Origin of the sequence: Halovivax limisalsi (assembly GCF_023093535.1) — an archaeon.
GTDB classification, from domain to species: domain Archaea; phylum Halobacteriota; class Halobacteria; order Halobacteriales; family Natrialbaceae; genus Halovivax; species Halovivax limisalsi.
This window is the reverse complement of sequence record NZ_CP095757.1, coordinates 683488-696492: the sequence shown is the minus strand read 5'-3', so window position 1 is coordinate 696492 and position 13005 is coordinate 683488. Positions and strand designations below refer to the sequence as shown.

Genomic DNA, 13005 nt, shown 5'->3' with positions numbered 1-13005 from the left:
GCACGCCGGTCGACAGCCGGCCTGCATCAACCCTTCCCACCCACGCTTGCGCGGAGTGGTGCATCGGTTATCTTCGGGATCAGATCGTTGCGCCGTCTCCCACTTAAGGGGCACGGTTCGCGATCGTCACCCGAGAGATGGACCCACTGGGATTCGAACCCAGGGCATCCTCCTTGCAAAGGAGGCACTCTCCCACTGAGCTATGGGCCCACCCCCTCGAGTGAGGGGGCGTATCGTTAGCCTCGACAGTTCAAAGGTGCCCGATCGGCCGAAACGGCGATCGCGCGACGTCGGACCGCACGGATCGAGCGGTGAAGCGCGATCCGTGACGAAGTGGGCCGGGGCATCGCCCCGGTCCCGGTCTGTGGAGGTGATCCAGCCGCAGATTCCCCTACGGCTACCTTGTTACGACTTAAGCCCCCTTGCGAAGCCCAGATTCGACCGCCTTTCGACGGCCTCATCCGGACCTCACTCGGGTGCTTTGACGGGCGGTGTGTGCAAGGAGCAGGGACGTATTCACCGCGCCCTTCTGAGGCGCGATTACTACCGAATCCAGCTTCATGCGGGCGAGTTTCAGCCCGCAATCCGAACTACGACCGAGTTTCGGAGATTAGCGCCCCCTCTCGGGGTTGCATCCCACTGTCTCGGCCATTGTAGCCCGCGTGTCGCCCAGCACATTCGGGGCATACTGACCTACCGTTGCCCGTTCCTTCCTCCAGTTTGGCACTGGCAGTCCTCCTAATGTACCCAACCACCTCAAGGGTGTTGCTGGCAATTAGGAGTGCGGGTCTCGCTCGTTGCCTGACTTAACAGGACGCCTCACGGTACGAGCTGACGGCGGCCATGCACCTCCTCTCAGTAGCTCCAATAAGCTCATCACACTGATCTTCACGGCTACTGTCGGTGCTGGTGAGATGTCCGGCGTTGAGTCCAATTAAACCGCAGGCTCCTCCGGTTGTAGTGCTCCCCCGCCAATTCCTTTAAGTTTCATCCTTGCGGACGTACTTCCCAGGCGGTCTGCTTCACGGCTTCCCTACGGCACAGCACAGGCTCGTAGCCTGTGCCACACCTAGCAGACATCGTTTACGGCTAGGACTACCCGGGTATCTAATCCGGTTCGTGACCCTAGCTTTCGTCCCTCACCGTCGGATCCGTCCTTCCAGAGCGCTTTCGCCACCGGTGGTCCGTCCAGGATTACAGGATTTCACTCCTACCCCAGACGTACCCTCTGGATCTTCCGGTCCCAAGCCAAGCAGTTTCCGCCGGACGCCCGCACGTTAGGCGTGCGGATTTCCCGACAGACTTGCCTGGCCGGCTACGGACGCTTTAGGCCCAATAATAGCGGTCATCACTCGAGCTGCCGGTATTACCGCGGCGGCTGGCACCGGTCTTGCCCAGCTCTTATTCTACTACCACCTTACGGTAGTGAAAAGCGAGGACTATATGCCCTCGCACTTGGAGTCCCCCTATCGCACTATCGTGCAGTGTAAAGGTTTCGCGCCTGCTGCGCCCCGTAGGGCCCGGAATCTTGTCTCAGATTCCGTCTCCGGGCTCTTGCTTTCACAACCCGTACCGATTATCGGCACGGTGGGCCGTTACCCCACCGTCTACCTAATCGGCCGCAGCCACATCCTGTCGCGCCGGAGCGTTTCGGGCTCGAGCCAGTTCCAGGCATCGAGCCGTATTCGGTATTAGCCTCAGTTTCCCGAGGTTATCCCGATCGACAGGGTAGTTTGGCCACGTGTTACTGAGCTATTTGCTACGAGTCTGAACTCGTACAACTAGCATGGCTAAATCGGACTCCAATAGCAATGACCTCCGGCAGGATCAACCGGAATGCTATCCCCTGGCAGAGCCAGGGAGTTTGGCGGTGAATGTTGGTACACACTCACACATTGCGTGGTCCACGTTCGGCGATCCGATCGAATCGACCAATCGGGCGTCACCGAACTGTCGAGGCTAACATCAGATCCCATCTGTACGGCGGACCGCAGGGGTGGAATCCTCATTTCCTTCGGACGTATTCGTACGTTCGGAGAGGTACTTAACCCCTTCGAACCCGAACCGTCCGACCACCGGCGCGAGTCGCGCCGGCGATCACACGTTTGCATTCCATCCGAGCGCCCTCGATCACTTAAGGGCATCGGATCGGAGCTCGCCCGGAAGTCGCATCCGGGCGAACGATCGTGGATCAGATCGTAAACGTCCATAGTATATAAGGGCGTCGTCTTCGTCTGCCTGCTTCGTGCAGGGACGAAGTCGTTCCTGATACCCGACGGACGAACCGTCGATCGAGGGTGGATGGTTCCTGCCTCCGCGCCGTGGTGCGGCCGGAGGGAGTGGCGGTGTGCGCCACGTCGTTCGCATTCTATCCGAGTGCCGGGTTCCTATATAAGGCCGTCGAACGAACTTCGCATCGAACCGCTGTACCATGGGACGGTTTTGCACGTCCCGCCACCGTCGACGAGGTATATAAAATTGGCAGCGAGTGCCCTGTAGGCTGGCCGAACGTCCCGGGAGGCGAGTATCGATGAACGAGTGCCGACAGTCGGCCCGGGGTCAGCGGCGAGGACGTGCCGCTGGCAGGCTATTCGCGGTGAGAACGTTCGACCGTGTCGGCGACCACGGTGAGACTGTTGCGCGAGCGGAGGACGGACGGTCATTCCACCCTCGCAGGTACGGTCCCGTCGAATGATACTCGCGCGTCCATGCTCGGGCCCGCGTGCGTAAGGATACTTCGCTCCGGCGACGCTGTCCGTTCGCTTGTGGTTCGTTCTGGCGAGCTGGTCCGTTCGGGCCGATGTCGCCGGTAACGTGGCAGGATCGGCCGTCCCACGGGACAGGAGGTACCGACGCGCCTATGTGGAGTGGATGAGTAGCCTCGCACGAATGGTCCGGGATCCGATCGCATCCAGACACGTTCCGTCGGCCGCCGAAATCTGTGCGGCACTCGACGATCCGGACTGTCGAGAGATCATTCACGCCCTCGAGGAGCCACTCACCGCCTCGGAAATACAGGAACGCTGTGACATCCCGCAGTCGACGCTGTACCGAAAGCTGGAGTTGCTAACCGACGCGACGCTCTTGGAGGAGTCGACGGAGATCCGGCGGGACGGCCACCACGCGAGCAAGTACGCGATCGCGTTCGACGAGATCAGAATCACGATGGAACAGGACCACACGCTGGGCGTCGCCGTCGAACGGCCGGCGCGGTCGGCCGACGAGCGGCTCGCGGACCTGTGGTCGGAGGTCAGACGAGAAACATGAGCATCATAACCACAACGGAGGTGACCGTCGCGCTCGCCGTCGTGAAGACGCTCGTCTTGCTCGTCGGGGCCTCATCACCTTCTTCGCGTTCAAGGCGTATCGGCGGACGAGACAGCGCGCGCTCGGATTCCTGGCCGGCGGATTCGGGCTCGTGACGCTCGGCCTGGCCTTCGCCGGCCTCCTCCACGAGATCCTCGGGGTCAGCATCGAGCTCGGCGTCCTCGTCGAGAGCGTGCTGGTACTGATCGGCTTTACCGTCATCGCGTACTCGCTGTACGTGCAGTGAGAGGTCCGTCTACGTGATCGACGGTTCGACCGCGTTTTCACCGTGGTCAAACGGGATCGGGGAGCACACTCAGCCCTCGTAGCCGGCCGCGTCCATGACGGACCGGAACTCGGGGCTGTCCATGACCTCCTCGTAGACGAGTGCGGTCACCATCCCGCCGGGGTAGCTGCCGTCGTTGGTCACGTGATCGACCTTGTGACAGTGGACCGGGTAGATGCCCGGGTCGCTGTCGGTCGTCAGTTCGACGGCGTAGCGCTCGGCGGGGGCGACGTCGAGGACGTCCATCTCGGTGCGTCGCTCCGGCGGGATCGGCGTCCCGTCCTTCTCGACGACCTCGAAGCGGTGGCCGTGGGTGTGGAAGCCGTGGTTCTCGTACCCGGCGTTGACGACGTGGACGCGGACCCGCTCGCCCGCGCTGGCGATCAGCGGCGTCCCCTGTTCGGGGTGGTAGGTCGTCGGCGCGGACCGCCCGTTGATGGTGTACAGCGTCGGGTCGCGCTCGGCGGTGTCGTAGGAGACGTCGTCGGCGCCGGCCTCCCGGTGGTGGAGGTCGCTATCCCACTCGCGCAGCGTGAGGAAGTACTCGCGATCCGGCGGGTCCTCGTCATCGGGAGTCACGCGCACGAGCCCGTACATCCCCATGTCCATGTGGTTGGCCGTCTGGAAGTGACAGTGATAGAGGTGCGTCCCGGGGACGTCGGCCTCGTAGGTGTAGGTGTGTGATTCGCCCGGGTTAACCTGAATGCCCGTCGTGGACGGCACGCCGTCGTCCTTCCAGTCCTTCGCGAGCGCGTGCAGGTGGATCGTGTGGCTCCGGTCGTGCTCGGTGTTCTCGAAGTGGATCTCGAACGTCTCGCCCTCGGGCACGCGATAGCGCGGCCCCGGCACGCTCGGCGCGTGGTCGTCGGCTTGCCAGGCCCAGACCTCGGGTAACTCGAGCGGGCCGCCCTTCGCCTCGGAGGTCACCAGCTCGTGGCGAGCGGGGACGGTCCGCATCGTCGACTCGTGGCCCTGCTCCTGGACGTCGATCACGGGTGCGGGCTGGGTGTACTCGTGGTCGGTCAGGGAGCCGTTCGATTCGGCGTCAGCGCGGCCAGCTTCGTCGCCGCCGCTCGCTGCAGCGGGAGAGGCGGGTTTCTCGTCGTTCCCGAAGCCGAGGCAACCCGCCAGCCCGGCCAGGGCGCCGGCGCCGGTCGTCGCGAGGAGCGTCCGCCGATCGAGAGAGGGACCGTGGGTTCTCATACAGGTAGGGCTTGAAGCCCCGCGGTATCAAGGGGTGGAGCCGGTTCCCGCCCGGCGAGAGTGACGATCGGGTTCGGCGAAGATGTTCGTCCACCCGGTACGTCGACGGGCGGGGCCGCCAACACGGCCCGGTGGCTGCTGGTCGTCGACGCCGGGGCGAACGGAACACAGTCCGACGGCGTCGGCTACCGAACGACGACGAACCGCCGGTCGAGAACGGTGGACGACGCTCGCTACCGGTTGAGCGTGTGGATCGCGTGGCCGAGCGCGTTCTCGGCGGCCTCCATGACCGACTCCGAGAGCGTCGGGTGGGCGTGGATCGTCCCGGCGACGTCCTCGAGCGTCGCGCCGAGTTCGACCGCCAGGCCGAGTTCGCCGAGCAGTTCGGAGGCCTCGGGCCCGACGACCGAGGCGCCGAGGACGAACTCGCTCTCCTCGTCCGCGACGATCTTGACGAAGCCATCCGCGTGGCCGGTCGTCAGCGCGCGGCCGCTCGCGCGGAAGGGGAACTTGCCGACGATTGGTTCGAAGCCGGCGTCCTCGGCCTCGTCCTCGGTCATCCCGACCGTGGCGATCTCGGGGTCGGTGAAGACGACCGCGGGCATCGCCTGGTAGTCGATCGCCGACGGCTCGCCGGCGATCACCTCGGCGGCGACCTGGCCCTCGTAGCTCCCCTTGTGGGCCAGCATGGGCTCGCCCGCGACGTCGCCGACGGCGAAGATGTGCTCGACGTCCGATCGCGCGCGATCGTCCGTCTGGATGAAGCCGCGATCGTCGGTCTCGATGCCCGCAGCCTCGAGGTCGAGCGTGTCAGAGACCGGCTGGCGACCGACGGCGACCAGCACCTTCTCCGTGTCGAGTTCGAGCGCCTCGGCTTCGACGGTTTCGGCGCTTCCGCCGTCGCCGGCCACAGCCTCCGCGGGCTCCGCCACCACGCGGATGCCGTCGCCCAGGTCCTGCCACTCCGCGGCGCTGTAACCGAAGTGGAAGTCGATGCCGAGTTCCTCGGCCCGCTCTTTCACCGGGCGCGTGAGGTCGTCGGGATAGCCGGGCAGCGCATCATCGAGCATCTCGACGACGGTGACGTCGGTGCCGAGCTTCGCGAAGACGCCGGCGAGTTCCATCCCGATGTAGCCGGCGCCGACGAGCACCAGCGACTCGGGGACGGTCTCGAGCGCGAGGGCCTGTCGGGAGCTGAGGACGGGGTCGTCGGCGAAGTCGAAGCCGGGAATCCGGATGGGACGCGAGCCCGTCGCGACGATGGCGTGTTCGAACTGGACGGACTCCGAGCCCTGCCCCTCGCCGGAGTGGGAGACGCGAACGGTGTTCTCGTCGGCGAACGTCGCGGTTCCCTCCATCAGCGAGACGCCGTTTGCCTTGCAGAGCTTCTCGACCCCGCCGGTGAGCTGGTCGACGACGTCGTCCTTCCAGCCGACCATCCCCGCGAGGTCGATCGCGGGTTCGGCGTGGATCCCCATCTCCTCGGCGTTGCCCGCCTCGTGGGCCACGTCCGTGGCCGTGATCATCGCTTTCGAGGGAATGCAGCCGTAGTTCAGACAGGTACCGCCGTAGGCGTCCTTCTCGACGAGCGTGACGTCGAGATCGAGCTGGCCCGCCCGGATGGCGGCGACGTAGCCCGCGGGTCCCGCGCCGATCACCAGCACGTCCGTTCCGGTGGTAACGTCTCCGACGACCATAGCTATCTACACGGTATCGACGGAGCTATAAAAACTGGCAGGTATCGCGCCGAGCGGAGTGCCCGCTCTCCCGGCGTATTCGACCACGTTCGTCCACTTAACGGCCAGTTTTGACGCGAAAAGGCGACGAATATCGACCGCCGCGTCTCGAACAGTCGGTGCGGAGATCGGTGACGGCCGACCAGTCGGCACGGGTCGACGGTGACGCGCGGGAGCGGCGCCGGGCAGTCGATGCTCCCGGCCGCCGGCCTCGCGGCCCGACTCAGTGGACGCGTTCGACCTCGTAGCCCCGGTCTTCGATCGCCTCGATCACCGACCGAGCGTGGTCGGAGCCGCTGGTGACGACCTGGAAGACGAGGTAGGCTTCGCCGACCTGGAGGTCGTCGACGGCGCGGTCGTGGCGCACCGTGCGGATGTTGGCCCCGTGGTCGGAGATGACCGTCGAGATCTCCGACATCTTGCCCGGCTGGTCGGTGATCCGCACGCGCAGGCGGAGGAGCTGGTCGCGGTCGGTCAGCGCGTGTTCGAGGACGGTCTGGAGCATCGAGATGTCGATGTTGCCGCCGCCGAGGACGGGCACGACCGTCTCGCCCGTCACGTCGACCTCGGACGAGAGAATCGAGGCGACCGAGGCCGCACCAGCTCCCTCGACGAGCTGTTTGGCGCGTTCGAGGAGAACCAGCGTCGCGTTGGCGATCTCGTCGTCCGAAACCGTCACCACCTCGTCGACGTGGTCCCGGATGAGCCCCAGCGTGAGTTCCGAGATGCCGCCGGTCGCGATGCCGTCGGCGATGGTCTGGACGTCGTCGATTTCCTGGGGAATGCCCTTGTCGAGGCTCTCCGGCACCGTCGCGGCCGACTCGGCCTGGACGCCGATGACGCGCACGTCGGGCGCCAGTTCCGACAGCGCGAGGCTGATACCGCCGATCAGCCCGCCGCCGCCGATCGGGACGACGACCGTGTCGACCTCGGGGAGCGTCTCGTGGATCTCGATGCCGATGGTCCCCTGGCCGGCGACGATCGCCGGGTCGTCGTAGGCGTGGACGAACTCGACGTCGTCGCCGTCGGCGAGCGTCTTCGCGTGGGTCATCGCCGCCTGAAAGTCCGCGCCCTCGAGGACCACGTCGCCGCCGTAACTCCGGGTGGCGTCGACCTTCGCCTGCGGCGCGTGGCGCGGCATGACGATCGTCGAGTCGATGTCGTTCTTCGTCGCCGCCAGCGCGACGCCCTGGGCGTGGTTGCCCGCGCTCGCCGCGACCACGCGGGAGACGTCGCCGCGCTCGGCCACCTGGACCAGCTTGTTGTACGCGCCGCGAGTCTTGAACGAGCCCGTCCGCTGGAGGTGCTCCATCTTCATGTAGACCGTCGCGTCGGTCATCCCCGACAGCGACCGGTTCGACTCCAGCGGCGTCTCCATGACGACCGACGGGTCGTCCAGTCGGTCGCGCGCCGCCGCGACGTCCGCGAACTCGAGATCCGTCATACGGCCCGCGTTCGCGTGCCGGGATCAACCCTTCTTCGGTTTCGGGCGGCGGACGCGAGTGAACGCGATCTCGTCTGGACACGCCGGCTCGAGCGTCGCCGAGAAATTTGGGCTCCGGCCGAGGTTACGCCTCGTCGAGACCCGTCGTGAGACAGTCGATCGCGCGTGGCCACGCGTCCGCGTCCGCCCGCGCGATGTGGACCGGCTCGCCGCCGAAGACGTGGTGGTTCTTCGGCAGGTACGGCGGCGTGATGAAGTGGCTGGCCCCCTCGTAGCGCCGGTGCTCGTAGGGGTACGGGTGGTCGGCGCCGTCCAGGCGGTCGATAACCCGCTCCGCCGTCCGGCTGGCGGGCCAGATGGGATCCTTCTCGCCGGTTATCAGCAGGATCGGGCCCTCGATCGCCTCGACGGCGGGCGTCGCGGCCTCGCGCGTCGCCGCGTCGGCCTCGTCGAGCTGGCCCTCAAGCAGCGTCGGTTTCCCCTTTCCGGGAACGTAGGGCAACGGCTCGCCGTCCTCGTCGACCCAGGCGGGCGCCTCGTCCGGCGTGTTCCACAGGACGCCGCTGCCGGCGTAGGAGACCACGGCCCCCACCCAGTCGTAGCGAGCGCCGAGCGCCAGGGCGATCTCCGCGCCGCGGGAGTGACCCAGGAGGCCGATCCGGTCGCCGCGGACGCCGTCGCGCGCCCCGAACCACCGGGCGGCGTCGTCGAAGTAACTGATCGGCACCCGGCCGATCTCCTCGGGAAGCGCGTCGTGCTCGCCGATGTACCGCAGCGAGAACGCGGCGAAGCCGCGGTCGGCCAGCAAGGAGGCGGTCAGCGCGGTCGAGATGCCCCCGGAGCCGTGCAGCACCACGACGCCGGGGTGCGGGCCGTCGTCGGCGGGTTCGAAGATCGTCCCGACGACGCCGTCCGTGTTTACCTCGGTCCGCTCGACCCCCTCGCCGGCGTGGCGGGTGATCGTTCGCTCGGCGGTCCGGTCGCCCGCCTGCGCCCGGAAGCTAACCTCCATCGGGCCGGCAACCATCAAATTCGACACCGGCTGGTCTTCGGGTCCCTGCATCGACCAGCACCAGCCCATCGGCGCGACCGCGTCGTAGGACCCCGCCTCGGGCGCCCGTTCGGAGAGGTCGACGACGCCCGCCTCGTCCGCGGTGAACGTCGCGCTCGATCGCCACTCGTGGCCCTCGCGGCCGGTGGTCGTCGCCTCGAGCGTCACGGACTCGCCGGGGTCGAGCCCGGTGAGACGGATCTCGATCGGTTCGTCACGTCGGCTCCGGGTCGGCGCGTCGATCGTCAGTTCGTGGTCGGCGTGCGCTACGTCGGTCGTGTGTCGGGGGTTCTCTGTCATCGATTAGCGAAACGGAGATCGTGTGGAACGGTCGTGTGCGGGTTGTACGGTGTCGTCGGCCGCGACCGCGACGGAATGGCGGATCGAACGGAGCAACGGCCGGAGGGCGGCACTCCTCGTCAGCCCTTGAGGATGAGTCGGAGGTCGTTGCCCGGCCCGCCGCCGGGGACCTCGACGTCCGCCGGGAGTTCGTCGACCCAGGCGGCGCGAAAGCCGTCACTGCCCGCCTCGGCCGACCGCTTGCAGGCCTGAATCTCGCCGCCGGCCGGCGAGGCGCGGTAGACGACCCGGCGCGTCGTGGTGTTTTCGGTCCCGTCGACGACGTGGTCGACCGTGCGGACCGCCGCGACCGACTCGAGCGCGACGGCGATACCGGTCTGGCCCTCGACGCCCTCGTGCGCCGCGTCCGCCCAGTCGTCGCTGGCTTCGACGCGGCCGTGCGGGAGCAGGGCGATCCCGTGATCGTCCTCGATCAGGACGAGCGTCTCGCCGTCGTCGTTCGTGACGCCGACGACGGCACTTCCCTCGTGACCCGTGCCGCAGTGGTCGGGGTCGTCGTGTTCGACGGTCTCGGTGGTCGCGGTCACGTCCGCACGGGATACGAGCGAGGACGGGTCGGCGAGTCGGTCCGTCGGATCGAGGCCTCGATCCGTCGATTCGGCTGGGCGGTTCGTCGGGTCGGATGTACGTTGGTCGGACATGTGGTGAAGTCGATTGGCAGTTCGCCGCAGCTGTCGCTCCGCGGGCCCGATGCGTTCACACCGAGAACGGCGCTTCTGCGGCCGTTCCTCGGGAAAACGGGATAGTTGGGACTCCCGGATAAAAGTTTCGGAGAACTGGTTTTTACTCCTTACTTACAAATTCGTGGCCCGGTCTGATAAGTGTTTTGTCAGCAGTCGTACTTCAATCGGTGCCTACGTCAGCCGACAATCGGAAAATCGGGTCGAACCGGACGATCGGGCGGCGGTTCCGGGCTGGCCCGACGTCGGCGCGCAGACGAGTACGCAATCGTCGGTCGCCATCCGACGGCTTCGGGAACGCCGTCCGACCTACTCCAGCAGGAGCAGTTCCGGATCCTCGAGGTATTTCGCGACCTCGTTGGTAAAGCGTGCACCGACGGCGCCGTCGATGAGGCGGTGATCGAACGACAGCGAGAGGGTCAGCACCGAGCGGGGTTCGATCGATTCCTCGCCGTTCTCGTCGGTGACGACGCGGGGCTTGCGCTTGATCTCGCCGATGGCGAGGATGCCCGACTCGGGGTAGTTGAGGATCGGCGTGGCGTACTCGCCGCCGATGCCGCCGATGTTGGTGATCGTAAAGGTCGAACCGCGCAGTTCGTCCGGCGAGATGGTCCGCTCGCGGGCCTTCGAGACGAGTTCGTTCATCTCCGAGGAGAGCTGAAGCAGTCCCTTGTGGTCGGCGTCGTCGACGACGGGCACCATGAGGCCGACGTCGGTCGCCGTCGCGACGCCGATGTTGTGGTAGTTGCGGTAGACGATCTCCTCGCTCTCCTCGTCGATCACCGCGTTCATCTCGGGGTACTCCTGCAGCGCGGCGACGACCGCCTTCATGATGAAGGGCATGTACGTCAGTCGGATGCCGCGCTCCTCGGCGATCGGTTTCAGGCGCTCGCGCGTCTCGACGAGCTTCGTGACGTCGACCTCGTCGTGGTGGGTGACGTGGGGCGCGGAGAACTTCGACTCGACCATCGCGTCGGCGATGGTCTTGCGGACGCCCTTGAACGGCTCGCGGCGCTCGCGCGGGCCGGTCTCGCCGGCCGCGACGGCCGCCGCGTCGGCCTCCTGGGCCTGGCGCTGGGCCTCGGCGTACTCCATCACCGCCTCGGGCGTGACGAACGGCTCCCCGTCGCGCTCCTCGTCGGTCGGCACCGCGTTCAGGTCGACGCCTTCCTCCTCGGCGAGCTTGCGCGTCGCGGGCGCCGCCAGCGTCCGGTCGCGATCGGCCGACTCGACCTGCGCGGCCGCCTCGCCGCGCGTGTGGGCCGACTGCATCGCGGTCGCGGCGCCCTCGTCGCCCGCCGCCACGTCGGCGGTGGCGGCCGCGTCGGCGCCGGAATCGCGACCGGCATCAGTCCGGGCCGCCTCGGCCGTCGTCGCCCCGTCGGTCGGCTCGTCGCCTTCGTCCGCACCGGATTCGGCCGCCGCCCGGACGTCGGCCTCGGTGAGCCGGCCGCTCGGACCGGTTCCCTCGACGGTCTCGAGATCGACGCCGAGTTCGCGCGCCAGGCGCCGGACCGACGGCGGCGCGAAGACTCGACCGGAGGGCGTCTCGACTTCGCCGGTCTCCTCGGCGCCGGTCGCGCCGGGATCGCCGGCCGCGTCGGCCTGCCCGCTCGCGTCGGATTGGGCCGTGCCGGCGTCGCTCTCGGCCCCGGCGTCGGTCGACTCGTCGACCGGCTCGCCCTCGACGTTGTACGTGATGAACAGGTCGCCGACGGGGACGACGTCGCCTTCCTCCCAGTGCAACTCGCGGACGGTCCCGTCCGTCGGCGAGGGAACCTCGACGAGAGCCTTGTCCGTCTCGACCTCGGCGACCGGCTGGTCCTCGGAGACGGTGTCGCCGGGCTCGACGAGCCAGGAGACTAACTCGCCCTCGGCGACGCCCTCGCCGACGTCGGGTAAGGTGAATTCGAGTGCCATCTTAGAACTCCGCGGCGTTTCGGATGCCGTCGGCGATGCGTTCGGCCTCCGGCAGGTAGTAATCTTCGAGCGCGTACAGCGGGAACGGCGTGTCGAAGCCGGTGATGCGCTCGACCGGCGCCTCCTGGTAGAGCAGGGCCTCCTCCTGCAGCGTCGCGGTGATCTCGCCCGCGAGGCCGCCCGTCTTCGGGGCCTCGTGGACCACCGCGGCGCGGCCCGTCTTCGTGAACGACTCGACGATCGTCTCGTCGTCCAGCGGCGACAGGGTGCGCAGGTCGACGACCTCGACGTCGATCTCGCCGTCGAGTTCCTCGGCGGCCTCGATGGTCGGCCGAGTCATCGCGCCCCAGGTGAACACGGAGATGTCCGCTCCCTCGCGGCGAACCGCGGCCTCGCCGATGGGGACCTCGTAGGACCCCGTGGGGACGTCCTCGCGGAACGCGCGGTAGATCAGCTTCGGTTCGAGGAAGATCACGGGGTCCGGGTCGCGGATCGCGCTCGTCAATAGCCCCTTCGTGTCGTACGGCGTCGACGGGACGACGACCTTGAGGCCGGGCTGGTGGGCGAAGAAGGCCTCGGACGACTCGGAGTGGTGCTCCGGCGCCCGGATGCCGCCGCCGTAGGGCGCGCGGACGACGAGCGGGCACTCGAATCGACCGCGAGAGCGCGTGCGCAGGCGCGCGGCGTGGGAGACGATCTGGTCGAACGCCGGGTAGATGAACCCGAGGAACTGCATCTCGGCGACGGGCCGCATGCCGTACGCGGCCATGCCGACGGCCGTGCCGACGATGCCCGACTCCGCCAGCGGCGTGTCGATGACCCGATCCTCGCCGAACTCCTCGTAGAGGCCGTCGGTCGCGCGGAAGACGCCCCCGTTCTTGCCGACGTCCTCGCCCATGACGAGGACGTCGTCGTCGCGAGCCATCTCGGTCGCCAGGCCGTCCTGGACCGCCTGGACGAGCGTCAGGCTCTCGGTCTCTGCGTCGGCTGCCGGCTGTGATTGTTGTTGGGCCGCCATG

The 13005-nt window shown here is 67.3% G+C and carries 8 protein-coding genes, 1 tRNA gene, 1 rRNA gene and 1 pseudogene; 2 read left to right on the top strand and 9 right to left on the bottom strand.

What is annotated here, in order from left to right:
- Positions 1-138: 138 nt before the first annotated feature.
- Positions 139-210, bottom strand: a tRNA-Ala gene (locus tag MXA07_RS03025).
- Between the two features lie 155 nt (positions 211-365).
- Positions 366-1838 (bottom strand): 16S ribosomal RNA (locus MXA07_RS03020).
- A 1051-nt stretch (positions 1839-2889) separates the two neighbouring features.
- On the opposite strand from MXA07_RS03020, the gene MXA07_RS03015 reads away from it, so the two are divergent.
- Together MXA07_RS03015 and MXA07_RS03010 are read left to right on the top strand one after the other, a co-directional pair.
- The gene (locus tag MXA07_RS03015) at positions 2890-3267 is read left to right on the top strand and encodes a winged helix-turn-helix domain-containing protein (protein ID WP_247731699.1); all 378 of its coding nucleotides are present in this window, start codon (positions 2890-2892) and stop codon (positions 3265-3267) included.
- A pseudogene (locus MXA07_RS03010) lies at positions 3264-3553 on the top strand (DUF7521 family protein). The gene MXA07_RS03015 and the pseudogene MXA07_RS03010 overlap by 4 nt, the downstream one beginning before the upstream one ends.
- Before the next feature lie 69 nt (positions 3554-3622).
- Here the strand turns inward: MXA07_RS03010 and MXA07_RS03005 are convergent.
- The 7 genes from MXA07_RS03005 to MXA07_RS02975 form a co-directional block, all read right to left on the bottom strand.
- Positions 3623-4795: a multicopper oxidase domain-containing protein gene (locus tag MXA07_RS03005; RefSeq protein WP_247730576.1), complete on the bottom strand. Its 1173-nt coding sequence runs from the start codon at positions 4793-4795 to the stop codon at positions 3623-3625.
- Between the two features lie 233 nt (positions 4796-5028).
- Complete coding sequence (gene lpdA, locus MXA07_RS03000) at positions 5029-6492, bottom strand: dihydrolipoyl dehydrogenase (RefSeq protein WP_247730575.1); 1464 nt, start codon at positions 6490-6492, stop codon at positions 5029-5031.
- 262 nt (positions 6493-6754) lie between these two features.
- The gene (gene ilvA / locus MXA07_RS02995; RefSeq protein WP_247730574.1) at positions 6755-7975 is read right to left on the bottom strand and encodes a threonine ammonia-lyase; all 1221 of its coding nucleotides are present in this window, start codon (positions 7973-7975) and stop codon (positions 6755-6757) included.
- Positions 7976-8099: 124 nt separating this feature from the next.
- Positions 8100-9326: an acyl-CoA thioesterase/bile acid-CoA:amino acid N-acyltransferase family protein gene (locus tag MXA07_RS02990; protein WP_247730573.1), complete on the bottom strand. Its 1227-nt coding sequence runs from the start codon at positions 9324-9326 to the stop codon at positions 8100-8102.
- Between the two features lie 119 nt (positions 9327-9445).
- The gene (locus tag MXA07_RS02985) at positions 9446-10027 is read right to left on the bottom strand and encodes an NUDIX hydrolase (protein WP_247730572.1); all 582 of its coding nucleotides are present in this window, start codon (positions 10025-10027) and stop codon (positions 9446-9448) included.
- Between the two features lie 348 nt (positions 10028-10375).
- Positions 10376-11986: a 2-oxo acid dehydrogenase subunit E2 gene (locus MXA07_RS02980; RefSeq protein ID WP_247730571.1), complete on the bottom strand. Its 1611-nt coding sequence runs from the start codon at positions 11984-11986 to the stop codon at positions 10376-10378.
- Position 11987: 1 nt separating this feature from the next.
- A complete protein-coding gene (locus MXA07_RS02975; protein WP_282102534.1) occupies positions 11988-13004 on the bottom strand; it encodes an alpha-ketoacid dehydrogenase subunit beta in 1017 nt (338 codons plus the stop codon).
- Position 13005: the final 1 nt, after the last annotated feature.